The organism is Algibacter sp. L1A34 (assembly GCF_009796805.1).
Classification (GTDB): Bacteria; Bacteroidota; Bacteroidia; order Flavobacteriales; family Flavobacteriaceae; genus Algibacter.
The window spans coordinates 1,175,767-1,201,054 of the sequence record NZ_CP047029.1 but is presented as its reverse complement, the minus strand read 5'-3'; the positions used below and the strand labels follow the sequence as shown (position 1 = coordinate 1,201,054).

Here is a 25,288-nt window from a genome sequence, read left to right as displayed (position 1 = left end):
AACGCCCAAATTATTTTTATAGAATGGGTTTAAACCAAAAAAACTCCGAAAATGATTTCCGGAGTTTTTAATTATTTATTCTTCAACTTGTTTTTTTAATACAAAATCTTCCATGAATTTGGTGGTATAATTACCTGCCAAATAATCTGGATGATCCATTAATTGTCTATGGAACGGAATAGTTGTTTTGATGCCTTCGATAACGAATTCATCTAACGCACGTTTCATTTTACTAATGGCTTCTTCCCTAGTTTGCGCAGTTGTAATTAACTTTGCAATCATAGAATCGTAGTTTGGAGGTATAGAGTAACCTGCGTATACGTGAGTGTCTAAACGAACGCCGTGACCTCCTGGTGCATGTAATGTAGTTATTAGTCCTGGAGATGGTCTAAAGTTGTTAAATGGATCCTCGGCATTAATACGGCATTCTATAGAGTGTAATTTTGGCGTGTAGTTTTTACCTGAAATTGGCACACCTGCAGCTACTAAAATTTGCTCGCGTATTAAATCGAAATCTATTACTTGTTCTGTAATTGGGTGTTCTACTTGGATACGAGTATTCATTTCCATGAAGTAGAAGTTACGATTCTTATCAACTAAGAATTCAATGGTTCCAGCGCCTTCGTATTTAATATATTCGGCTGCTTTTACAGCGGCATCTCCCATTTTTTTACGTAGAGCAGTCGTCATGAATGGGGACGGTACTTCTTCTGTTAATTTTTGGTGACGACGTTGGATTGAGCAATCTCTTTCTGATAAATGACATGCTTTACCGTTCGAGTCACCTACGATTTGAATTTCAATATGGCGCGGCTCTAAGATAAGTTTTTCCATGTACATATCGTCGTCTCCAAAAGCAGCTTTAGATTCTTGTCTTGCAGAATCCCATGCGTCTTTTAAATCTTCTGGTTTAAAAACACCTCTCATACCTTTACCACCACCACCGGCAGAGGCTTTAAGCATTACAGGGTAACCGGTTTCATCGGCAATACGTATGCAATCTTCAAAAGTTTCTATAACCCCATCACTTCCAGGTACACAAGGTACTCCAGCAGCTTTCATGGTTTCTTTAGCGTTTGCTTTATCTCCCATACGATCGATCATCTCTGGAGATGCACCAATAAATTTGATACCATGTTCTTCACAGATTTTAGAAAACTTAGCGTTTTCTGATAAAAAACCATATCCTGGGTGAATGGCATCTGCGTTTGTAATTTCTGCCGCAGATATTATATTCGACATTTTTAAGTAAGATTCGCTACTTGCTGCTGGGCCAATACATACGGCTTCGTCGGCAAATTTTACGTGCAAACTTTCGGCATCGGCAGTTGAGTAAACCGCAACCGTTTTTATGCCCATTTCTTTACAGGTTCTAATAACACGTAGTGCTATTTCACCTCTATTGGCTATCAATATTTTTTTAAACATATCTTTTTAAGAGTTTAAGAGTTTATGGTTTATGAGAATATAAGTTTATCACTTGGTGTTAAACTTTAGACTTTAAACTTTAAACTTCAAATTAAGATGGATCTACCAAGAATAAAGGTTGGTCGAATTCTACTGGTGAAGAATCGTCCACTAATATTTTTACGACTTTTCCTGAAATTTCAGATTCGATTTCGTTGAAAAGTTTCATGGCTTCTATAATACAAAGTACGTCACCTTCTGCAATGTTTTGACCTACTTCAACAAATAAAGGTTTATCTGGTGATGGTTTTCTATAGAACGTACCAATAATTGGTGATTTAATAGTAATATATTTTGAATCTTCGTCGGCAGGTGCTGCAGCTACTGGTGCTACTGCTTCTGTATTTACGGGTACTGCTGCTTGTTGCGCTATTTGTGGCATTTGGTGAGCTGCAGGGACTTGGTGTACGATAGTTGTATCGGACTCTGAGCCTGTTCTAATGGTGATTTTAATATCGTCCATTTCTAATTTAACCTCGCTTGCTCCAGATTTTGCAACAAATTTAATTAAGTTTTGAATCTCTTTTATATCCATAATTTTGGTTTTTTAGGTTGGTAGTTACTTTGTGTTATAAGCCCATTTTAAATAAATAGATCCCCAGTTAAATCCACCTCCAAAGGCAGCGAAAATAACGTTATCTCCTTTTTTAAGTTGGGATTCGTAATCGTTTATAAGTAAAGGGAGTGTTGCAGATGTTGTGTTTCCGTATTTTTCTATGTTTATCATTACCTTTTCTGTTGGTAAATCCATACGGTTTGCTGTTGCATCAATAATACGTTTGTTTGCTTGGTGCGCAGCTAACCAATCTACAGTGTCTTTAGTTAAGTTGTTACGTTTTAATATTTTTTCAGCAGCATCGGCCATATTAAAAACAGCATTTTTAAAGACGGTTCTACCTTCTTGAAAAGCATATTGCCCACCTTGATCTAATATTTCGTGAGTTAAGGCATGAGATGATCCACCGTAAGTGGCTTGTAAAAAATCACGACCTGTTCCGTCACTTCTTAAATATTCATCTTGTAAGCCTAGATTTTCTTCATTAGGTTCGAAAAGAACTGCTCCAGCTCCATCTCCAAAAATAATGCAAGTGGCTCTATCTTTATAATTAATAATTGAAGACATTTTATCCGCTCCAATCAACAATACATTTTTATAACGGCCAGATTCAATATAACTAGCAGCAACAGACATTCCGAATAAAAAACTAGAACATGCCGCGTCCATATCAAAAGAAAAAGCATTTATAGCACCAATTTCTGATGCTGTAAATGATGCTGTTGAAGCAGCTTTCATATCTGGAGTTGCTGTAGCAACAATAACAAGTTCTATATCTTTTGGGTCAATACCTTTTTTGTTTATTAGGTCTTGAGCGGCTTTTATTGCTAGGTACGATGTACCCTTACCATCGTCTTTAAGAATACGGCGTTCTTTAATTCCTGTTCTAGAAGTAATCCATTCATCATTTGTATCAACCATCGTTTCAAGGATCTGATTGGTTAATACGTATTCCGGTACATAAGCACCAACAGCTGTAATTGCTGCAGAGATTTTACTCATAACTTTTTAGTTGGTTTGACTGAAAAATCATTAAAATTGAACAAAAACGATCAAAATTGTTTTAAAAACCACTAAACCGAGCGGAATTTTACGCAATTTACGTTTTTTTGCTATTCGAAAAGTAATTTCATAAAAAAAACACTCATAAATGAGTGTTTTATTATATGCATGCATAATGTTATGCTACGTTTTCTACTTCTGAGTTGTCAATTAATATTTGACCTCTATAGTATAATTTACCTTCATGCCAATGTGCTCTGTGGTATAAATGCGGCTCACCTGTTGTTGGGCAAGTAGCAATCTGTGGCGCAGTTGCTTTGTAATGTGTTCTTCTTTTATCTCTTCTTGTTTTCGAGATTTTTCTTTTAGGATGTGCCATTTTATATGTTTATTTATCCGTTAATAATTTCTTTAATGTATTCCAGCGAGGATCTATATCATCCTCGTTTTGTTCGTTTTTTTCTTTAAGCCCAGGGCTTAATTGTTCTAATTTATCAAGTATGTCGGAATCTAATGTTCCATCTTCTACACCTGGATGAATACGTTTTATTGGAACAGATAATACAATTAGTTCATAAATGTATTGATCAATGCTAACTTCGTAAGTACCGTGAGGTAGTATTAGAATATCAACGTTTTCATCGTTATATTCATCACCGAAATTAACCACCAAATGAAAATCGTTTTCAATCGATTGGTCGTAAGGTTCGTTTGTTAAATCGCAATTTACGTTAACAGAACCTGAGATTTTAAAATCTAACTCTAGCAATGTGGCCTTTTTTTCTAAGATCACATCTGCTTTAACGTTTACATTGTTAAAATCTTCATACTCAAAATGTTCAAAGAACGCTTGTTTAATATCAAACTTAAATTGATGTTTGCCGATCTTTAACCCTACAAATGGAATTGTAAACTCTTTTAATGGCTTCATTATCACTTCTAATTTGAGCCTGCAAATATATAAATTTTTATTTACGTGGCGTTACTTATGAACTTTTTTTTGTTTATATCTTTCTTTTAAAGAAAGATATATCGTGTTTATGGCAGAAAACACCTATTACTACCTGTCTTTATAGTTTTTACTGCGTTCGTTTCGAGGGGCTTTTTTTAATGGGTTTGAAGTTAATTCTTCGAATTCAGTTCTGTTCTTGTATATTTTTAAAGCAGTAAATAAAGCTTCCTTAAATGAATTTTCGTTAGCATCTCCTTTTCCTGCTATTTCGTAAGCTGTGCCATGATCTGGCGAAGTGCGTATTTTATTTAGTCCTGCTGTAAAATTAACGCCTTGACCAAATGATAAGGTTTTAAAGGGAATAAGGCCTTGATCGTGATATGATGCAATTATAGCATCGAAATTTTTATAATTATCCGATCCAAAGAAACTATCTGCGGCATAAGGGCCGTAAACTAGTTTGCCAGATTCTTTTATTTTTTTAAGTGTTGGTCTTAATATATCATCATCTTCACTACCAATAACACCATTATCTCCTGTGTGCGGATTAATACCTAAAACAGCAATTTTTGGTTTTTGTATGTTGAAATCTGTTACTAAGGATTTGTATACCGTTGCTATTTTTTGCTGAATTAATTCGGCTGTAATATGTGTTGATATATCTTTTACGGGCACATGGTCTGTTAATAAGCCGACTCTTAGAGTATCGGTTACCATGAACATGAGGCTTTCTCCTTCTAATTCTTGTGCTAAATAATCGGTATGCCCTGGGAATTTAAAATCTTCAGACTGTATATTATGTTTGTTAATTGGAGCGGTTACCAATACATCAACATCTCCATCTTTTAAAGCTTTGGTTGCCGATGCTAAAGATTTTACTGCATATTCACCAATTTTTAAATCTTCTTGGCCAAAATTAATTTTTACAGGTTCTTTCCATGTATTAAATACATTTACTTTCCCTGTGGTTATTTGATTCACGCTATTTATGCTATGAAAGTTTATGCCCGAGTTAAAATGGGTTTTTAAAAAACTCATTACTTTTATAGATGCAAAAATAACTGGTGTACAGAAATCTAAAATTCTTTCGTCTTCAAAAGTTTTTAAAATAATTTCTCCACCTATACCATTTAGGTCTCCTATAGATATTCCTACTATTATATTTTCTGCTTGCTTCATTAAAAAAGACAACTTTTGTTTGTAATTTTGAAATTCAATTGCTGTTGCAAATTTAACTAAATAAACAGATAATACTATGTTTACCGGAATAATTGAAGATATAGGAGAAGTTTCAAGCCTAAAAAAAGAATTAGATAATCTGCATATTACCGTTAAAAGCGGAATAACTTCGGAATTAAAAATAGATCAAAGTGTAGCTCACAATGGGGTTTGTTTAACGGTTGTAGCTGTAGATAATGATGAGTATACCGTTACCGCTATTAAAGAAACACTAGATAAAACTAATTTAAATACCTTAAAAATTAATGATAAGGTCAACTTAGAACGCGCCATGAAATTAGGTGATCGTCTTGATGGGCATATTGTTCAAGGGCATGTGGATCAAACCGCAATTTGTACAAATGTTGAAGAAGCAAATGGAAGTTGGGTGTTTACTTTTAGTTACAATTTTGATGTAAACAATAATTTAACTATTGAAAAAGGATCCATAACTGTAAACGGAACAAGTTTAACTGTTGTGAACTCTAAAAAGGATAGTTTTAGTGTCGCTATTATACCTTATACTTATGAGCATACGAACTTCAAAACCTTTAAGAAAGGTAGTGTTGTTAATCTCGAATTTGATGTTTTAGGGAAATATGTGGCTAAACTAGCTTCGTTTTAATAGTTTTTTAGCACCATAAAATACACCGACGCAAGCTCCTATAATCACTCCGCCGTCTATTGGTAAGCCAGGGAATGATGGAGGTAATGGCGGGGGCGGCATGTTACCTTGAGCGGTACATACAAAACTTATTAATACAAATAAGATTGAGGCAAATATTCTTTTGTTTTGTATTGTCATTATCTGGTAAAAATATTAAAAAAACTCAACTAACAAAGGATTAAATCTACTATTTACGTATAAATACCTGTGAAACGACTAAAAGTATCGATAAAAGGTTGTTTTTTGAGCTTGTTATCATGTGCTTTAACGTTTTTATTTGTTGAATAGTGTGTTTCATTTAAGAAATATTTGTATTCACTTAAATCGTTCTGTGGTTTTTTAACAAAAAAAACCTTGAACTGTTTTTAATATAATTAAAAACTAGCATCAAGGTTTATATCTTAAAAAGATTAATAGCATGACAAATTTAATCTTAATTTTATTTAATAGCTATTTTTTATGTTAATTTATGGTTAACTATATTTTATTTTTCTTAAAACCCTGATGGTTTCTTTGTATAAGGTGTAAACTTCTCCGTTGTATAATTTTAAATAAGGTTTGGCTTCGTTGAGTTTATCTATAGCTTCATGAAATAAGTTAAGGTAACAAATTAAATAGGTGACTGGTAGGTTTTTTAAATCGTTGTCTTCTTCTTTGGTTATTGTTAGTCCTTTTTTTAGTTTTTCTAAAATAGCGTTATTGGTATTGTAAATGTGGTATAAAAGTTTTTTATCATACTGTGGAGGCTGAAATAGAAGTTTAGTTTCAATAGTGTAGCTGACATTATTTTCAAATTTAATAACGGTTTCTTCTAATGGATAATATTTATTTGAGTTTTGAAACCCTAAATTAACATATTCAATAATTTTAAAAGTATCATCGTCTATTATTATGGATACTTCGTCAAGTGCTGAAAAAAAGAGAAGTACCTGTTCGTTTATTAGTTTAATATCTACTCTTGAAAAATAAACTTGATCTTTCGTTATCTTTTTTTGTCCGGCCCAACAGATTACAAAATATTCTTTAAACACTTTATATTGCGGGTTGTAATCTACTCGGTTTTTCATGAAGTCGAAAACCCCATCGAGCGTGTGTTCTATATTGTTTTGGGCGTTTTTTTCTATGGCTTCAACAATTTCAGAGTTTACGTCTTCAATTTCAACATCGAAAACCTTTGGCATACTTATGCTTCCGTCTCTAAAAAACACAGAGCCTCCATAATATTTCCAAACATTTTTCTTGAGTGATGTTAGTTTTCCTGTTGGTCTAATAGTTACTAAGCCAACTACTTTATTATCTGGTAAATGAGGAAACGGAATGTTTTCATATTGAACAATTGGTGGATTGGTTAAATATGCATTTATTAAATTTTGAATTTTACTATCATCAAAAAAATCGACACCAACAATATTATTATCTTCATCTTCAACACCAATTACAATATACGAGTTGTTCTTGGGGTTGCTATTTGATAAGGCACAAACGTGTTTTAAAAATTTAGCTTTTCCTTCCTTGTGACCAATATCAATTTTCCGCTTTTTGTCATAAAAACTGTTCTCGTCATTGTGAGCTAAAAGGTGTTTTATGAGAAGGCGTTTATTAATCATGCTTCTTTTTTAATAATAGTAGAGCTAGCCTGTGCTGTGCAAAACATTAAAATATCGGCAAGGTTAACATGTGGCGGTCGGGAAATTGCAAAATATATAACATCGGCAACATCTTTGGCTTCTAGAGCTTTAAAACCTTTGTAAACATTATTAGCACTAGTATCTCCTTTAAATCGTACTTCTGAAAATTCGGTTTCCACCATACCAGGATTTACGGCTCCAACTTTAATACCGTATGGGTTTAAGTCAATGCGCATACCTTCCGTGATCGCTAAAACGGCATGTTTGCTGGCGCAATACACATTCCCTTTTGGGTAAACTTCTTTTCCTGCCGAGGATCCAATATTAATAATATGTCCCGATTTTCGTTTTGTCATTTTGGGGATAACGGCTTTGCTAACATAAAGTAATCCTTTTACATTTATATCTATCATAGCATCCCAATCATCGATATTACCTTCATTAATAGCGTCTAGGCCATGTGCATTTCCTGCGTTATTTATTAAAATATCAATCGTTTTAAAATTGTCAGGCAAATTATCAATAGCAGCAAGGGTGGCTTGCTTGTTGCGTACATCAAAATTTAGAATATGTACATCAGTTAGGAGTTTTAGTTCCTTTTGTATGATGTTTAGGCGTTCTAGTCGTCGGCCACACAGTATTAATCTAATTCCGTTTTTAGCAAATTCATAGGCGGTTGCTTTGCCAATACCACTTGTTGCTCCTGTAATTAAGGCTGTTCTTGTCATGCTGTTTTTTTATTCAATTTAATTCATCTATAAAAATACTTAAAAACATATTGCAGTTTACTTAGTTTAATAATTAATATGTATATCCGCTTAATGTCCATTAGCTGTGATACTAACTATTACTAACCTGTCAAATATCTTATCTCCAAAATATCTTCTGTTGAGTTTGTAAACAAATTCATTAAGATATAATTGGAGGTATTTAGCTTTAATTTTATGATAGGTACCTACAAAATTTCTTTTAGCATTACTAATAGCTATATGCACCCATTTTAAAGTTTCCTTAGTTGTCTGTTCATTAGATTTTTTACTCACATGTATCTCTACATAATCGGCTATATTCACATATGATGTGCTTTGATCTGTAAAAACAATATTCTGATTACCATCAATGCTTGATTGTAAAGTTTGGTCAGTACCCTGTGGTTTATGATCCGTAAGGACTTTAGCTTTAAAATATCTACATTGGCGCTCAACTTCGCCTGTATCTAGATTTTCAAGCACTGTACTCTCTGCCATTATCATAACATTTGACTTAGTTTTACTTCCACGACCAGATTTCTGTGTTTTATGATCATTTTCTGAGGCTTCTATTGTAAAATAACCTTCATCCATTTCTATCATGCCTTCTAAAGTATATCGATCATCTCGCTCTCCCATTGCTTTACGTAACTTGTGAACCATTGCCCAAACAGGCTCATAACGTTTTAAACCCAATTGACGCTGTATTTCCTTACTTGAAAAACCTTTTTTTGTAGTACTCATTAGAAATATAGTTTTATACCAAGTCATAAAGGATAACTTGGAACTTTCCATTATAGTTCCACTACGTAAAGAAATTCTGGCTTTACAGGATTTACACTGATAACTCCACTTATTTTTTAACCAATAGTGATCTTTCCCCTGACAACGGTGACAAATCACTCCTTGTTTATCTCGCTGTTCTTTAAAATGTAAGCGACAACTTGATTCATCAGTAAAATGAACTCCAAAAGAAAATATATCCATAAATTAAATAAATTACAACTAGCTAAAGATAAGTAAATTAATACAACTTAGGGATGTTTACGGATATACATTATAATTAATTATAATTTAAAGGCTTTTTCCTAAAATAAATAAAAAAATAATTAAGAAAAACTTATCATAATAATAGGTTAAAGTGCGAAATCATTGAATTTGCTTTAATTTTTAACCAATTTTTAACAGCCTCAACCGAAAAATTTTAACAATTTGCACTACTCAAAATAAGAGCTGTATATTCGGCTTTTAAATTACTAGAAAATAATGGAAGAAACAGGTACAATTGATATTAAGTCGATAAACGAGAAAATTGAAAAGGAAAGTGCTTTTGTTGATTTACTAATGCTTGAAATGAACAAAGTGATCGTAGGCCAAAAACATATGGTGGAGCGTTTACTAATTGGTTTATTAGGACAAGGACATATTTTATTAGAAGGTGTTCCTGGATTAGCAAAAACATTAGCGATTAATACGTTGGCACAAGCTGTAGATGGTAGTTTTAGCCGTATTCAGTTTACGCCAGATTTATTACCGGCCGATGTTACTGGAACATTAATCTACAACATGAAGCTTAATGATTTTTCGATTAAAAAAGGACCTATTTTTGCAAATTTTGTATTAGCAGATGAGATAAACCGTGCGCCAGCAAAAGTGCAATCGGCATTATTAGAAGCCATGCAAGAAAAGCAGGTGACTATTGGTGATGAAACTTATAAGTTAGATAAACCCTTTTTAGTAATGGCAACGATGAATCCCGTAGAACAGGAAGGAACTTATTCTTTACCGGAAGCACAGGTCGATCGTTTTATGCTAAAAACTGTGATAGATTATCCTAAATTAGATGAAGAACAACTTATCATGCGTTCTAATTTAAAAGGATCTTGGGAAAAAGTAAATCCTGTAGTTTCTGTAGCTCAAATATTAAGAGCGCAAGAAGCGGTTCGTGAAGTTTACATGGACGAGAAAATTGAAAAATACATACTGGATATTATTTTCGCAACGCGTTATCCGGAAAAATATAAACTTAGCGATTTAAAACCATTAATTTCATTTGGAGCATCGCCTCGTGGTAGTATCAATTTAGCTACTGCAGCAAAATGTTACGCTTTTATAAAACGTCGTGGTTATGTTATTCCAGAAGACGTTCGTGCTGTAGTTTACGATGTGTTGCGCCATAGAATTGGTATTACATACGAAGCTGAAGCTGAAAATGTAACGTCTGTAGATATTATTAATAAAATCGTTAACGAGATTGAAGTACCATAGAATGAGTTAACAGTAAAACGGTATTGAGGTAGGTAATGGCTTATTTGAGTACTATTTTGTTATGACTGCTAACTGAAGACTGCACACTGCATACTGAAAACATGGATACTAAAGAATTACTAAAAAAAGTACGTAAAATTGAGATTAAGACACGACGACTGTCTGATCATATTTTTGGAGGTGAATATCATTCCACTTTCAAGGGGCGTGGTATGACGTTTAGTGAAGTGCGCCAATACAATTTTGGCGATGATGTTCGAAATATAGATTGGAATGTTACCGCGCGCTATAGCGAACCTTACGTAAAAGTTTTTGAAGAAGAACGTGAACTTACCATGATGCTTGTGGTTGATGTTTCGGGATCGGAACTATTTGGTACCGAAAGTCAATTTAAGAATGAAGTAGTTACAGAAATTGCTGCAACTTTAGCTTTTTCTGCAACACAGAATAACGATAAAATAGGACTTATTTTATTTTCTGATAAGGTAGAATTATACATCCCGCCTAAAAAAGGACGTTCGCATGTACTTCGTATTATTCGAGAATTAATAGAATTTCAACCAGAAAGTAAACAGACTAATTTGGCCGAAGCTTTAAAGTTTATGCAAAACGTGATGAAGAAAAAAGTGATTGCTTTTGTTCTGTCAGATTTTATTGCAGACGATTATTTTCAAACCATGAAAATTGTTGCTAGAAAACACGATGTTACTGGAATTCGAGTTTACGATAAGCGTGAAGAAGATATTCCTAATTTAGGGATGGTGCAAATGCAGGATGAAGAAACAGGTGAATTTATGTTAGTAAACACATCATCAAAAACGGTACGTAAAAACTACAGTAAATTTTATCACGAAAAGGCAAAATACTATAAAGAAAGTTTTACTAAATCTGGAGCAGGCGCAATAGATTGTAGAGTGGACGAAAGTTACGTTAAAAAGTTATTAGGTTATTTTAAACACCGCGCATAATTCTAAAATAAGAATTAAAAAAATATTGAAAGTGAAACAACATATTATAGAAAATATAAATAAATCAAACAAAGTGTCGGCCATCGGAAAATGTTCCGTTATGCTGGCTATCTTCTTTTCTTTGTTTTCTTTTTTCTCATTTTCTCAAGTTACATCGGCAATCGATTCTACTTCAATAAAAATTGGTGAGCAAATTACCTATCATATTCAAGTTGAAACCGATACTACGAGTTTAGTCGTTTTTCCAGAGGGGCAATCTTTTTCTCCTTTAGAAATGATAGAATCTTATGCCGTAGATACCTTAAAGAATAAAGACAAATACAATCTTGTTAAAAAATACGGATTAACACAATTCGATTCGGGTTCGTACACCATTCCCCGTCAAAAAATAATTATTGGTACTAAAATATTTTTCACCGATTCCTTAAAGGTTGAGGTTAATAATGTAGTAATAGATACAACAAAACAAGGGCTTTATGATATTAAACCTATTATCGAGGTTCAAGAATCTTCTAGCGATTGGTGGAAAACAGTATTAATAGTATTGTTAATTATTGCTGCCGTTGGTTTTCTGTTATATTGGTTTATTTGGCGTAAAAAGCCGCTTTCCGAAGAAGAAAAAATTGCTTTATTGCCACCATACGATCGTGCAAAATTAGCCTTGGTGAAGTTAGATGAAAGCACCTATTTAGAACAAGAAAATTTAAAAGATTATTATTCTGAATTAACGTTTATTATCAGAAAATATTTAGACGAAAAAGTTTATGATCGCGCATTAGAAAGCACAACCGATGAGTTGATAAAGCGTTTAAATATACTGAAAGAAGGTAATCAAGTTGATTTGAGTAAAGAAGATATTAAAAACTTAGAAAGTATTTTAAAACGTGCCGATTTAGTGAAATTCGCGAAATCTGCTCCAGATGTTGAGTTAGCAAAAATAGATAGAAGTACAATAGATATTGAAATAGACAACGTAAAAGAAGCTTTACCAGAACCAACTGAGGAAGAAAAACTTTTAGATGAAAAATATCGTGAAGAGCAAGCGCGTAAAAAGAAGCGTAATAAAATTATTTTAACCGTAGTGATTGCGGTGTTTTTAATGATAGCAACTTTTGTAGGCTTCTCTTTAAAATATGGATTTAGTTATGTGAAAGATACCATTATTGGGCACGATAGTATTGAGCTTTTAGAAGGTGATTGGGTAACTAGTGCGTATGGTGTTCCGCCAATAACTATTACAACACCAAAGGTTTTAAAACGTAATTCGGTAGAGCTTCCAGAGGAAGCAAAAGCCCAAATGAGTGCTACAAGTTTTAGCTATGGAAGTTTATTAAACTTCTTTAGTGTCGATGTGTCTACCATTGTTTTAAAGCAAGCTAATCCGGAAGAAGATATCGATTTAAAACAAGCTCAAGACGGGGCTATAAAACAGTTAGAGCAAGCTGGAGTTACAGATATTGTTGTATTAAGCGATAAGTTTACGACTCCAAATGGCGCTGAAGGATTAAAAACTCATGGAACTGCAAGTTTCCCGATTTTAAACTCTAAGGAGTTTTATGAAGGTGAGTATGTGATTTTACAATTTTCAACTAAAAATATTTTACAGCGTATTTCTATTGTTTGGAATAAAAGCGATGATTATGCCGATAAAATTGTAGAACGTATTATAAATTCCGTTGAACTTAAAAAAGCAGAAGAATAATGTTTGAAGGCATCGAATTTGTAAATAAAGAATTTTTCTGGTTGTTTCTTTTGCTACCACTAGCTGTTTTGTGGTATATCTTTAAGAGAAACAAGCAAACGGCAGAATTAAAAATATCGAGTTTAAAAGGGTTTAAAGTAACTAGTTCTTGGTTAACAAAATTGAAACCCATCATGTTTGCTTTACGTTTATTGGCTTTAGCTTTATTAATTATGGCTTTGGCGAGACCGCAAACGGTAGATGTTTCATCTAAAACAAAAACCACACGAGGTATCGATATTGTTATGGCTATTGATGTTTCGGCGAGTATGTTGGCGAAAGATTTACGCCCAAATCGTTTAGACGCTTTAAAAGAAGTTGCCGCAGAGTTTATTAAAGGTCGACCAAATGATAGAATAGGTTTGGTAGAATATGCTGGAGAAAGCTATACAAAAACACCAATAACCAGTGATAAAGCGATTGTTTTACGTTCTTTAAAAAGTATTGAGTACAATAATATTATTGAAGGCGGAACTGCTATTGGTATGGGTTTAGCAACATCTGTAAACCGATTAAAAGATAGTAAAGCTAAAAGTAAAGTTATTATTTTATTAACCGATGGTGTTAATAATTCTGGTTTTATAGATCCTAAAATTGCGAGTGAACTAGCTGTTGAATATGGTATTAAAACCTATACCATTGGTTTGGGAACCAATGGTATGGCGTTATCTCCGGTAGCTATCGATCCTAGAACGGGCCAATTTCAATACGGTAGAATTAAAGTTGAAATAGACGAAACTTTATTAAAAGAAATTGCAACCGTAACAGGTGGAAAATATTTTAGAGCCACAAATAATAAGAAATTAGAAGAAATTTATAGCGAAATCAATAAGCTCGAAAAAACAGATGTTGAAGAGTTTAAATTTTATAATTACGAAGAAAAATATAGACCATTAGTGCTTTTAGCAGGCTTTTTATTGTTGTTAGAATTACTATTGCGTAATACATTGTTTAAAAGTTTTATTTAAAAAGAAGTAGACAGTATTAAGATTGACTGCCAACTGAATACTGAAAAACTGAATACTGATACATGTTTCAATTAGAAGAAAAAATATGGTTTTGGACCTTAGCGATTATTCCTGTAATAATCGTATTGTTTTTGTTGCTTCAATTTTGGAGATACCGAACACAAAAAAAGTTTGCCGATAAAGAGTTATTAAAACGTTTAAGCCCGAATAAATCGCTGTTTAAATCGATTTTAAAAGTGGTGGTTTTAAGTTTAGCATTCTTGTGCTTAACTATTGCGTTGGTGAACCCTAAAATTGGTACAAAACTAGAAACGGTAAAGCGTGAAGGTGTCGATATTGTGTTTGCTGTCGATGTTTCTAAAAGTATGTTGGCCGAAGATATTGCGCCAAATCGATTAGAAAAATCGAAACAACTAGTAACGCAAATCATTAACAATTTGGCTAGTGATCGTGTTGGTATTATTGCATACGCAGGTAAAGCATTTCCGCAGTTACCTATAACTACAGATTATGGATCGGCTAAAATGTTTTTAAACAACATGAATACCGATATGTTGTCATCACAAGGAACAGCAATCAATGAAGCTATTAAATTAGCAACCACTTATTTTGATAACGAGGAACAAACCAATCGTGTTTTAATTATTATTTCAGACGGTGAAGATCATAGTGAAGATGCCTTAGCTTATGCTGAACAAGCGCATGATGAAGGTATTCGGATATTTACCATTGGTGTTGGCGATGTGAAAGGTGGGCCAATTCCTCTTAAAAAAAATGGGATTGTTTTAAATTATAAGAAAGACAATCAAGGTGAAACGGTAATTACACGTTTAAATGAAGATACTTTAAAAAAGATAGCCGACGAAGCGGATGGTGTATATATTAACGGAAAAAACACTAATGATGTGGTTGAAAAGATTCGTGAAATATTAAACGGTATGGACAAAACGGAGTTTGAAGCCAAGCAATTTGCCGATTTTAAAGATCAGTTTCAATGGTTTTTGGGTTTGGGAGTTTTCTTTTTACTGATAGATATCTTCTTATTAGAACGAAAAACAGGCTGGTTGAAGAAATTGAATTTATTTAATGAGAATTTATAATTTCATTAACAACAAAAAAATCTAAGTTTTTTATCTTAGATAGAACAATTTAAAAATGAAATACTTAGCAACACTTATAATTTTATTTGTAACCCTTTTTTCTTTTTCGCAAGATGAAGAAAAAGCACAGTTACAAGCACTCAAAAAAGCCAATGATTATGTTTACGAGGGCAATAATTTGGTAAATGAAGATGATTATGTTTCTGCGGAAATGGAATATAGAAAAGCCATTTCAGAAAACCCTAATAGTATTGCGGGTGCATACAATTTAGGGAATGCTTATTATACTAAAGGTAGTTTTGATGAGGCTGTTTACAGGTTGCAAGAAGCCGCAAAAAAAGCAACTTCAAAATCTGAAAAACATAAGGCATTCCATAACATTGGAACTATTTTAATGAAAGGTAAAAAATGCAAAGAAGCCGTTGAAGCTTTTAAAAGTGCGTTAAGAAATAACCCTGCAGATGATGAAACACGTTATAATTTAGGTCTAGCGAAAGAATGTGCGAAGGAGCAGCAAGATAAAGAAGACCAAAATAAAGACGATAAGAAAGACAAAAACGAAGACCAGAAGGATAACAAGGATAAAAAAGACGATAAGGAAAATAAAGATAACAAAGACAAGGAAGGCGATAATAAAGAAGACAAAAAAGACGAGGGCGATAAAGAAAAGAAGGAAGGCGACGATAAAAAAGATGATGAAGGTAAGCCTAAAGATGAAAAGGAAGATCAAGGTAAAGATGGCGATAAGGATAAAAAAGAGCAACAACAACCTAAACCACAACCAGGACAAATGTCTGCTCAGCAAATGAAAAACTTGCTTGAAGCCATGAATAACCAAGAACAAAAGGTTCAAGAAAAAATGAATGCTGAAAAAGCACAAGGAGTTAAGGTTAAAGCCGAAAAGGATTGGTAGTTTAGCAGTCAGTTTTCAGTATCCAAAAGATTTTAAAATTCTTAAAGTTTTTTAAATTTAAAACATGAAAGTAGTAAAACATATATCCATATTATTTTTCGTTCTTATTTCAAGTATGGCTTCTGCTCAAGTTAAATTTGAAGCCAAGGTAAGTAAGAAAACATTAGGTGTAAATGAGCGTTTACGTGTCGATTTTGAAATGAATAAAGATGGCGATAATTTTAATCCGCCAGATTTTTCAAACTTTAATGTTAGTGGGCCAAACCAATCTGTGAGTAACTCTTGGATTAATGGTGTGCGTACTTATAAAAAAACATACACCTATTTTTTAACACCAAAGAAACGAGGCGATTTCACAATTTCTCAAGCTACTATTGTTATCGATGGCACAGTTTATAAAACAATTCCTGTGAAAGTTGTAGTTACCGCAGCAGTAGATAAACCTAAAGATCCTAATGATCCTAACTTTATTGCTTCAGAAAACATTCATTTGGTTGCCGAAATTTCGAAAACCAATCCGTATTTAAATGAGGCTATTTCGATAGTTTATAAGCTTTATGTGTCGCCAAATATTGCAGTGGATAATTGGAATGAAATTGATAGCCCGAGATATAATGATTTTTGGAGTCAGAATATAGATACGAAAGGTCAAAAAGTTCAAAACGGTAAATTTAAAGGAGAAGATTATCGCTATTTAATATTGCGTAAAACAGTATTATATCCGCAAAAAACAGGGAAATTGAACATTGAGCCATTGAGTTTAAATCTCTCTATGCGTGTTCCAACAAACCGTCGTGATATTTTTGGCGGGTCATTAATGACGCGAGTAAGTAGAACGGTATCAGCGGGTAATCAAACTATAACAGTTAAGCCTTTGCCAGAGCAAGGTAAACCTGCCGATTTTACAGGTGCTGTTGGTAGTTTTAGTTTCGATGTTACGAGCTCAAAACAAGTGTTAGATGCTTCGGAATCACTTCAAATAAAAGTAGGAGTTAAAGGAAATGGTAATTTAAAGCTTTTTAAACTTCCTAGACTATCATTACCAAGCTCATTAGAGGTTTATGAACCGGAACATACAGAAAACGTGAAAACGAATTCTGCGGGTATGCAAGGTGATATTTTAGATAGTTATACAGTAGTACCACAGTATAAAGGTAAATATCCAATTCCTAGTATTTCATTTTCATATTTCGATTTAAATACTAAAACTTATAAGCGATTAAATTCTGATGAAATTATTATCGATGTACAAAACGGTCCATTAAACAATGCTAACGCAAATACTGAGAATACTAATGCTAATAGTAATAAACAGGCAGTAGTTTTAAACAACGACCAGTTTGCTTTTATAAAAACTAAAACTAATTTCACGAGTATAAAACCTAATGATTTCTTTAAAACTAATTTGTTTTGGAGCTTGTTATTATTACCGTTTTTAGTGATACCGATTGCTATTGTTTTTCGTAATAAGAAAGCAAGTAGAGATGCCGATGTTTACGGAAACCGTATTCGAAAAGCAGATAAATTAGCTAAGAAATATTTAAGTAGCGCTAAGAAATCTTTAGGTCAAAAAGAAGCGTTTTATATCGCTTTAGAAAAAGCATTGCATAATTATTTAAAGGCAAAATTACATATTGAAACCAACGAATTGAGTAAAGATAAAATAACTGTTTTACTTTTGAAAAAAGAAGTAGATGCTCAAGTAATAAAGGATTTTGAAAGTATTTTAGAAAGCTGTGAATTAGCGCGTTACACGCCAATAGATATTGTAACCATGCAGGAGGATTATGATAAAGCCGCTAAAACTATTTCGTTAATTGATAAACAAGCACGTTAATATGAAAAATTTATTATACATACTTTCGTTTTTGTTTAGTTTTGGATTATTTGCTCAAAACGATGCTCTTTTTAAGCAGGGTAATGCACTTTATAATGAAGGTAAATATGCCGAAGCTATTCAAAAATACGATGATATTTTAAGCACTAAAAAACATTCGGCCGATTTGTATTTCAATATGGCTAATGCACATTACAAGCTTAACAATATTGCGCCAAGTATTTTTTATTATGAAAAAGCATTGCAGTTGGCTCCAAATGATAAAGACATTAAAAACAATTTGGCATTTGCGCAAAATATGACGGTAGATGCTATTGGTGTGGTTCCAAATGTTGGCTTTTCTAAATTATTTAAAAACATCACTAATAGTATGTCGTTTGATGCTTGGGCAAAAGCAACTGTAGTACTTGTGTTTGTGTTCGTGATATTATTTTTAATCTATTACTTTGCTTATTCTACTGGCCGAAAACGTTTAACTTTTATTGGAAGTATTTTATCACTTATATTATTATGCGTGACTTTAGCATTCGCTTTTCAGAAATACGCATTGGATAAAAAAGATAAACCAGCTATCGTTTTTGCTCAAGAAACTCAGGTTAAAAGCGAACCTAATTTACGTAGTGAGGAATCTTTTAGACTTCATGAAGGAACCAAGGTTCAGGTTATAGATTCTGTTGATAATTGGAAAAAAATAAAACTATCCGATGGCAAAATGGGATGGTTAGCTTCCGAAGATATTAAAATATTAACAGCATTTTAATATGCTATTAATATCCCCATAAAATTTTAATAGTATATTAGCGGTTGATAAAATTTAAAATAAATGTCGAGAAACTTAGTTTCTATATTCTTTTTATTTGCTTTTTTGGTGTTTCTATCAGCGCCAACCGTAATTGCTATTGTTAATGATTCGGTTGATATTTCTTTGTTTTTCTCTATGGCAGAAGAAGAAGAAAACGGTAACCCAAAAATTAAAAACATAAAAGACATTATTTTAGAAAATCTAGATAACGAGGATTTTGTAAGCTTAAAGCAAGAAAAAAATCATTTAAATTTTTATGTTAAAAAGTACTCGAAACCATATCTTAATTTAATTTCTCCACCACCCAAATTCTCTTAATAATTTTTCAGTCATTGAACATTTTTGTTCAATTCAATTATTAAAAATTATTAAAACTGCTGAAGTATTATGCTTCGGCTAAAGTGAATTTATCTATGTTTAAAAATATTAAGAGTGACTTGCCAGCGAGTATAGTTGTATTTTTTGTTGCATTACCATTATGTTTAGGTATTGCATTAGCTAGTGGTGCGCCACTATTTTCAGGAGTAATTGCAGGCGTAATTGGCGGTGTTGTTGTTGGTAGTTTAAGTGGCTCTAACCTTGGTGTTAGTGGTCCGGCTGCTGGATTAGCAGCTATTGTTTTAACTGCTATTGGCACGTTAGGAGGTTTCGAAAACTTTTTAGTAGCTGTTGTTTTAGGTGGTGTTATCCAAATACTTTTTGGTATTTTAAAAGCTGGAGTTATCGGGTATTATTTTCCGTCTTCAGTTATTAAAGGGATGTTAACCGGTATCGGAATTATTATCATCTTAAAACAAATTCCACATTTTTTTGGTTATGATGCTGAGGTGGAAGGAGCCGATAGTTTTGTTGAAAGTTCTGGTGAGAATACTTTTTCTGCTTTACTAAATATTACCGATCATCTTATTTTAGGTTCGCTTGTAATTGGCCTAATAGGTCTTGGAATTATACTATTTTGGGATAAGGTTTTAGCAAAAAAAGCTAAAATATTTCAAGTTATACAGGGGCCTTTTGTAGCGGTTGTCTCTGGTATTATTTATTTTGTTGTAACGCAAGATAGTGATACATTAAGCATTGCTTCATCTCACCTTGTAAGCGTACCAATTCCAGAAGATTTTTCTTCATTCATAGGGCAGTTTAGTTTTCCTAATTTTTCGGAAATTACAAATCCTGATGTTTGGATTGTTGCTTTCACCATTGCTTTAGTAGCCAGTTTAGAAACTTTATTAAGTGTTGAGGCTACCGATAAGTTAGATCCACATAAAAATGTAACACCAACCAATCGCGAATTATTAGCACAGGGTACAGGTAACATTATTGTTGGTTTAATAGGTGGTTTGCCTATCACTCAGGTAATTGTGCGTAGTTCTGCAAATATTCAATCGGGTGGTATGTCAAAAATGTCGGCTATAATTCACGGATTATTATTATTAATATCGGTTGTGGTTATTCCTAAGTTATTAAACATGATTCCGTTATCAGTTTTAGCAGCTATTTTATTAGTTGTAGGATATAAATTAGCGAAGCCAAGTTTGTTTCTTAAAATGTATAAAATGGGTTGGAAACAATCTATCCCTTTTACAGTAACTGTTTTAGGTATTGTATTTATCGACTTACTTTGGGGTATTGGTTTAGGCTTAACTGTAGGTATTGTAGTTATACTTTTAAAAAGTTATCAGAATTCGCATTTTCTTCATATTGAAGATAATAGCAATGGTAAACATAAAATTAAAATGACTTTAGCTGAAGAGGTTACATTTTTCAATAAAGGAGCTATTTTAAAAGAGTTAGATAGTTTGCCGATCGATACAATTTTGGAAATTAATCTTATTAAAACGCGGTATTTAGATAATGATATTATCGAGATTCTTGAAGATTTTCTATTTAAAGCTGAAGAAAGAAATATTGACATTAAGCTTGTTTCTAAACGCGGTATTGTCGAAAATCCATCGAGTTTTATTAAGTTTTTTAACGAAAGAGAGAAGTCTAATTTGAGTTTAAGCTAAATCACTATGAAAAATAAGAAATTTAAAATTTTAGTGCTTTCAGATTTAAAGAAACACACTAATAGCACAATAACAAGCGCTGTTAGTTTGTCTAAAATGATAGATGCAGAGGTCGATTTATTTCATGTAAAAAAACCAACCGATGTTATAGGCACCGATAGTCAGTTATCGGCGATACGTGCTTTAAATCATGAGCAAAACCAATCGCGAAATAAAATTAAAGAAACTATAAACCCATTAAGCCAAACTTATGGCGTTAATATTACTTCTAATTTGAGTATTGGTAATGTGAAATCTGAAATTGAAGCTTACATAAAAGCAACAAAACCAGATATTATTGTTTTAGGAAAAAGAAATTCTAAGGTTATAAAATTAGTTGGTGATAATATTACCGATTTTGTTTTAAAAACCTATGAAGGTCCAGTAATGATAGTTTCTAACAAAAATTGGATATCGCCTGAAACCGATTTGCATATTGGTTTGCTAAATGGAAAATCTCAAGATTTTAATCAAGCCTTTACGGAAGATTTACTAGCTAAAACTAGTAAGCCTTTAAAATCGTTCAATATTGTAGATAGCTCGAATAAAGCAGAAGAAAACATTGATTCTTCTATCAATAAAGGCGTAGATTATGTGTTTGAAAAAAATGATAATACTATTAAGAATTTGGCGAATTACTTAGAGAAAAGTCATGTAAATCTATTGTTTATAAACCGTGCAGATAACACTGATGCAAGCGCTAACAATAAGGCGGAAGTTAAAGGTGTAATTAACAGCGTTAACGTGTCGCTCTTTATTACGGGTAGCACACAAAAATTAGCTGTTTAAAAATTAAATAAATAAAATATTATGAAAGCACATACAAAAGAAACACAATCGACAATGACTCCTGAAAAGTCATTACAATATTTAAAAGAAGGAAATCAAAGATTTCAAAATAATTTAAAAGCAAATAGAAACCTTTTAGAACAAGTAAACGATACCAGTTCTGGACAATTTCCATTTGCCACTATTTTAAGTTGTATAGATTCTAGAGTTTCTGCTGAGTTGGTTTTTGACCAAGGGTTAGGAGATATTTTTAGTATTCGTATTGCAGGTAATATTGTAAACGAAGATATTTTAGGTAGTATGGAGTTTGCATGTAAGTTGGCAGGCACAGAGCTTATTGTAGTTTTAGGGCATACTAGTTGTGGTGCTGTAAAAGGTGCTTGCGACCATGCCGAAATGGGTAATTTAACTAAATTAGTTAAAAAAATAACGCCTGCAGTTAAGGCTGTTTCAGAGCCTAGAGATGAAAGCTTAAGAACTTCGAAAAATTTAGAATTTGTTGATGAAGTATCACACATAAATGTGGAATTAATGATTGATAGAATTCATGCGGAAAGTCCAATACTTACCGAAATGGAAAAAAATGGAGAAATAAAAATTATTGGGGCTATGTATGATGTTAATACAGGAGCTGTAAGTTTTTATTAAATAAGCGTAAATAGTTAATTCCTTTATTAAAAAAAAATAAGTTGTGGTAGCATTAGCAGTGATGTTAATGTTACCTATATTTATATATGCTGAAGAAAATGATTTAGTAAATTGGGTTATAGATGTTGGAAACAAAAACTAAAAAGCAATGGGCATCCTTTGCAAATTACAACACAGAAATTATGATGTTGTAAGCGGTTTAGGTTATGCCTTTTCGGAACACTTACGATCAGAGTTGGGGCATGTGAATTAGTTTTTTGAGACTCCTAACAGTGATTAAATCAATTAGATTGCTTTTGTTAATTTCTGATAAAAGAAGGTCTGCAATTTTTAAATCATTAAAAATTTAAGTTAACTTAGAGAAAAAGTTAAAATAAGTATATGAAGAACCTATTCTCAAATATTAAAGGAGATGCCTTTGGTGGAATTACCGCAGGTATTGTAGCGTTACCATTAGCATTAGCTTTTGGAGTTTCGTCTGGTTTAGGGCCGGAAGCAGGTCTTTATGGAGCTATATTTATTAGTTTTTTTGCAGCATTATTGGGAGGTACTAATACACAAATTTCTGGACCAACAGCTCCAATGACGGCGGTAAGTATGGTTGTTATTGCTGGTATTGTTGCAGCAAATGATGGTAGCGTAGAAAAAGCACTGCCGGCTATTTTAACTGTTTTTATGTTAGCTGGGCTAATGCAGGTAGGTTTAGGTCTTTTGGGGCTTGGTAAATACATTAGGTATATTCCTTATCCAGTAGTATCTGGGTTTATGACGGCTATTGGTGTTATAATTCTTTTAACTCAAATTTTACCATCTATAGGTTATTACCCAAAGGAAGATGTTGAGTTTGTAGCACAATTTAAGCCACAGGCAGAAGAGGTGATGCTTGAAAATATTCTTAAAGAAGAAGCCGGTGAAGGTATATTAGTACTCGAAAATTTTAAAGAAACTATTAGTCAAGCCAAAGGTATTACTCCAGAGCAAATACTAATCGAGTCGCAAACCTTGGCTGCTAAAGAAGCCTCCGGAACGGTTGGTGCTATTAAAGTTTTGCCGCGTGCATTGCAAAATATTGATTGGCTAGAATTGGCTTTGGCATTAGCAACCATATTTATAATTTATGGTTTTAAACGTATTACCAAAGCGGTGCCAAGTACATTAGTTGCATTGGTTGTGGTCTCGGGTATTGCCTATGGGTTTAATTTAGGTTATCGACGTATTTCTGAAATCCCTGGTGGCATTCCAGTCCCTAAACTCGAAATGTTTACAAGCTTTAGTTTAGGTAGTGTAACGCCTTATGTGTTTACTGCGCTTACTTTAGCCTTATTAGGTGCTATAGATTCACTTTTAACAAGTGTGGTTGCAGATAATATGACAAAAACTAAACACAAACCAAATAAAGAATTAATTGGTCAAGGAATAGGTAATAGTATTGCTGCACTTTTTGGAGGTATTCCTGGAGCAGGTGCTACCATTCGTACGGTTGTAAATATTAATGCAGGGGGGAAAACCAAGTTATCCGGAATGATTGCCGGTATTATGTTATTAGTAATTATGTTGGCTCTTGGACCGATAGCATCAAAAATTCCTGCTGCTGTTTTAGCGGGTATTTTAATAACTGTTGGTATTGGGGTTATGGATTATAAAGGTTTAAAAGCCATTCCTAGTTTGCCGAGAGATATTAAAATAGGGCCTTTAAAACTAAGTTCCGAAGTGTTAATTATGCTTATTGTATTAGTGTTGTCAACCTTTTGGGATTTAATTTATGCTGTAGGTATTGGTTTAATTATTGCCTCATTAATGTTTATGAAGAAAATTGGAGACTTAACAGCCGAACGGTCGGATGTGAAATCTTTAAAAGAAGAAACTTGGGCAGATGAAGTTGGTTTCCCCGAAAACTTGAAAGAAGAGGTTTTTATCAAACACCTTAAAGGACCCTTATTCTTTGGGTCTACAAGCGATTTTCAGGCCTTGACGTTACAAATTCCGAATACAGCTAAAACCGTTATTTTAAGGTTAGGTCGTATGCAGTATATGGATCAATCGGGTTTATATGCTATGGAAGATATGCTTCAGGAGCTTAAAAAGAATAATGTTGAAGTTCTTTTTGTTGGTTTACTAAGACAGCCGCAATACATGATGGAACGTATTGATATTATTCCAGATTTTATTCCAAATGAACATATTTTTAAAGATTTTAAATCTTGTTTACAATGGGTGAAAAGTAATATAACAGATATTAATTAACCTAATCTTACTTTCTTAGAGAGGAAAAAATATAAAATATGGATTTAGATAAAGTATTTAAAAGTAATGAAGATTGGATTAAGAAGCAATTAGCTATTTCAGAAAATTATTTTGAAGACTTAGGGAAAGGGCAAAATCCAGAATTATTATATATTGGCTGCAGTGATAGTCGTGTAACAGCCGAGGATTTAATGGGTTTAGGTCCTGGAGAAGTTTTTGTACATCGTAACATTGCTAATATGGTTATTAGTATAGATTTAAATGTTATGTCTGTAGTAAACTATGCTGTAGATCATTTAAAAGTTGATCATGTTGTTGTTTGTGGGCATTACGGATGTGGAGGAGTTAAAGCTGCAATGCAATCGGCAGATTTAGGTATTTTGAACCCTTGGTTACGTAATATTCGTGATGTTTATAGAATTCATAAATTAGAATTAAATAGCATTGAAGATGAAGAGAAAAAATACGATCGTTTGGTGGAGCTTAACGTAAAAGAACAGTGTGTTAATCTTATTAAAACGGCAGCTGTACAAAAGGCTTATAGAGATAGAGGTTTACAAGTGCATGGTTGGGTATTCGATTTACATACTGGTAAATTAATTGATTTAAAAATCAATTTTGAAAAGTATTTACATGATATTATGGAAATTTATCATTTAGATTAGTATAATTTTTAATTAGTTATATAAAAAAAGACCCGATAGATTTTAAAATCTATCGGGTCTT

The 25,288-nt window shown here is 32.9% G+C and carries 25 protein-coding genes; 15 read left to right on the top strand and 10 right to left on the bottom strand.

Annotated features, from left to right (window positions below):
* Positions 1-75: 75 nt before the first annotated feature.
* The 6 genes from accC to pdxA all read right to left on the bottom strand — a co-directional run bounded on the left by accC (position 76) and on the right by pdxA (position 5,156).
* On the bottom strand, positions 76-1,428 hold the full coding sequence (gene accC / locus GQR97_RS05300) for an acetyl-CoA carboxylase biotin carboxylase subunit (protein WP_158846190.1): 1,353 nt from the start codon (positions 1,426-1,428) through the stop codon (positions 76-78).
* Between the two features lie 91 nt (positions 1,429-1,519).
* Positions 1,520-2,002: an acetyl-CoA carboxylase biotin carboxyl carrier protein gene (gene accB / locus GQR97_RS05295; protein ID WP_158846189.1), complete on the bottom strand. Its 483-nt coding sequence runs from the start codon at positions 2,000-2,002 to the stop codon at positions 1,520-1,522.
* Between the two features lie 24 nt (positions 2,003-2,026).
* A complete protein-coding gene (locus GQR97_RS05290; RefSeq protein ID WP_158846188.1) occupies positions 2,027-3,025 on the bottom strand; it encodes a beta-ketoacyl-ACP synthase III in 999 nt (332 codons plus the stop codon).
* A gap of 178 nt (positions 3,026-3,203) precedes the next feature.
* On the bottom strand, positions 3,204-3,404 hold the full coding sequence (gene rpmF, locus GQR97_RS05285) for a 50S ribosomal protein L32 (protein WP_158846187.1): 201 nt from the start codon (positions 3,402-3,404) through the stop codon (positions 3,204-3,206).
* A 9-nt stretch (positions 3,405-3,413) separates the two neighbouring features.
* On the bottom strand, positions 3,414-3,956 hold the full coding sequence (locus GQR97_RS05280) for a YceD family protein (protein WP_158846186.1): 543 nt from the start codon (positions 3,954-3,956) through the stop codon (positions 3,414-3,416).
* A 129-nt stretch (positions 3,957-4,085) separates the two neighbouring features.
* Positions 4,086-5,156 (bottom strand): 4-hydroxythreonine-4-phosphate dehydrogenase PdxA, encoded by a 1,071-nt coding sequence (gene pdxA / locus GQR97_RS05275; protein WP_158846185.1) that lies wholly within the window; start codon positions 5,154-5,156, stop codon positions 4,086-4,088.
* 76 nt (positions 5,157-5,232) lie between these two features.
* Between pdxA and GQR97_RS05270 the strand changes: the two genes are divergently transcribed.
* Entirely contained in the window at positions 5,233-5,820 is a 588-nt protein-coding gene (locus tag GQR97_RS05270; RefSeq protein ID WP_158846184.1) for a riboflavin synthase, read from the top strand.
* Here the strand turns inward: GQR97_RS05270 and GQR97_RS19950 are convergent.
* The 4 genes from GQR97_RS19950 to GQR97_RS05255 form a co-directional block, all read right to left on the bottom strand.
* On the bottom strand, positions 5,806-5,922 hold the full coding sequence (locus GQR97_RS19950; RefSeq protein WP_368736169.1) for a PID-CTERM protein-sorting domain-containing protein: 117 nt from the start codon (positions 5,920-5,922) through the stop codon (positions 5,806-5,808). The two genes, GQR97_RS05270 and GQR97_RS19950, sit on opposite strands and share 15 nt — an antisense overlap.
* Before the next feature lie 413 nt (positions 5,923-6,335).
* Positions 6,336-7,469: an ATP-binding protein gene (locus GQR97_RS05265; RefSeq protein ID WP_158846183.1), complete on the bottom strand. Its 1,134-nt coding sequence runs from the start codon at positions 7,467-7,469 to the stop codon at positions 6,336-6,338.
* Positions 7,466-8,218 (bottom strand): SDR family NAD(P)-dependent oxidoreductase, encoded by a 753-nt coding sequence (locus tag GQR97_RS05260; RefSeq protein WP_158846182.1) that lies wholly within the window; start codon positions 8,216-8,218, stop codon positions 7,466-7,468. Before GQR97_RS05260 ends, GQR97_RS05265 begins: the two co-directional genes overlap by 4 nt.
* A gap of 90 nt (positions 8,219-8,308) precedes the next feature.
* Positions 8,309-9,226: an IS1595 family transposase gene (locus GQR97_RS05255; RefSeq protein ID WP_158846181.1), complete on the bottom strand. Its 918-nt coding sequence runs from the start codon at positions 9,224-9,226 to the stop codon at positions 8,309-8,311.
* Positions 9,227-9,505: 279 nt separating this feature from the next.
* On the opposite strand from GQR97_RS05255, the gene GQR97_RS05250 reads away from it, so the two are divergent.
* The 14 genes from GQR97_RS05250 (at position 9,506) to GQR97_RS05185 (ending at position 25,227) form a co-directional block, all read left to right on the top strand.
* Complete coding sequence (locus GQR97_RS05250) at positions 9,506-10,507, top strand: AAA family ATPase (RefSeq protein WP_158846180.1); 1,002 nt, start codon at positions 9,506-9,508, stop codon at positions 10,505-10,507.
* Positions 10,508-10,608: 101 nt separating this feature from the next.
* Positions 10,609-11,475, top strand: coding sequence for a DUF58 domain-containing protein (locus tag GQR97_RS05245; RefSeq protein ID WP_158846179.1), 867 nt, complete (start codon positions 10,609-10,611; stop codon positions 11,473-11,475).
* 100 nt (positions 11,476-11,575) lie between these two features.
* Positions 11,576-13,177, top strand: coding sequence for a FeoB-associated Cys-rich membrane protein (locus tag GQR97_RS05240; protein WP_158851603.1), 1,602 nt, complete (start codon positions 11,576-11,578; stop codon positions 13,175-13,177).
* The gene (locus GQR97_RS05235) at positions 13,177-14,184 is read left to right on the top strand and encodes a vWA domain-containing protein (RefSeq protein WP_158846178.1); all 1,008 of its coding nucleotides are present in this window, start codon (positions 13,177-13,179) and stop codon (positions 14,182-14,184) included. The genes GQR97_RS05240 and GQR97_RS05235 overlap by 1 nt, the downstream gene beginning before the upstream one ends.
* Positions 14,185-14,246: 62 nt before the next feature.
* On the top strand, positions 14,247-15,284 hold the full coding sequence (locus tag GQR97_RS05230) for a vWA domain-containing protein (protein ID WP_158846176.1): 1,038 nt from the start codon (positions 14,247-14,249) through the stop codon (positions 15,282-15,284).
* Positions 15,285-15,339: 55 nt separating this feature from the next.
* Positions 15,340-16,197, top strand: a complete 858-nt coding sequence (locus GQR97_RS05225) for a tetratricopeptide repeat protein (protein WP_158846174.1) — start codon at positions 15,340-15,342, stop codon at positions 16,195-16,197.
* A 64-nt stretch (positions 16,198-16,261) separates the two neighbouring features.
* Positions 16,262-18,034, top strand: a complete 1,773-nt coding sequence (locus GQR97_RS05220; protein ID WP_158846172.1) for a BatD family protein — start codon at positions 16,262-16,264, stop codon at positions 18,032-18,034.
* A 1-nt stretch (position 18,035) separates the two neighbouring features.
* Positions 18,036-18,794, top strand: coding sequence for a tetratricopeptide repeat protein (locus tag GQR97_RS05215; protein ID WP_158846170.1), 759 nt, complete (start codon positions 18,036-18,038; stop codon positions 18,792-18,794).
* A 63-nt stretch (positions 18,795-18,857) separates the two neighbouring features.
* A complete protein-coding gene (locus GQR97_RS05210) occupies positions 18,858-19,154 on the top strand; it encodes a hypothetical protein (protein ID WP_158846168.1) in 297 nt (98 codons plus the stop codon).
* Between the two features lie 95 nt (positions 19,155-19,249).
* Positions 19,250-20,842 (top strand): SulP family inorganic anion transporter, encoded by a 1,593-nt coding sequence (locus GQR97_RS05205; protein WP_158846166.1) that lies wholly within the window; start codon positions 19,250-19,252, stop codon positions 20,840-20,842.
* A gap of 6 nt (positions 20,843-20,848) precedes the next feature.
* Positions 20,849-21,670, top strand: a complete 822-nt coding sequence (locus GQR97_RS05200) for a universal stress protein (RefSeq protein WP_158846164.1) — start codon at positions 20,849-20,851, stop codon at positions 21,668-21,670.
* Between the two features lie 21 nt (positions 21,671-21,691).
* Positions 21,692-22,318: a carbonic anhydrase family protein gene (locus GQR97_RS05195; protein ID WP_158846162.1), complete on the top strand. Its 627-nt coding sequence runs from the start codon at positions 21,692-21,694 to the stop codon at positions 22,316-22,318.
* A gap of 381 nt (positions 22,319-22,699) precedes the next feature.
* Positions 22,700-24,562: a SulP family inorganic anion transporter gene (locus GQR97_RS05190; RefSeq protein WP_158846160.1), complete on the top strand. Its 1,863-nt coding sequence runs from the start codon at positions 22,700-22,702 to the stop codon at positions 24,560-24,562.
* A gap of 38 nt (positions 24,563-24,600) precedes the next feature.
* Complete coding sequence (locus tag GQR97_RS05185; protein ID WP_158846158.1) at positions 24,601-25,227, top strand: carbonic anhydrase; 627 nt, start codon at positions 24,601-24,603, stop codon at positions 25,225-25,227.
* Positions 25,228-25,288: the final 61 nt, after the last annotated feature.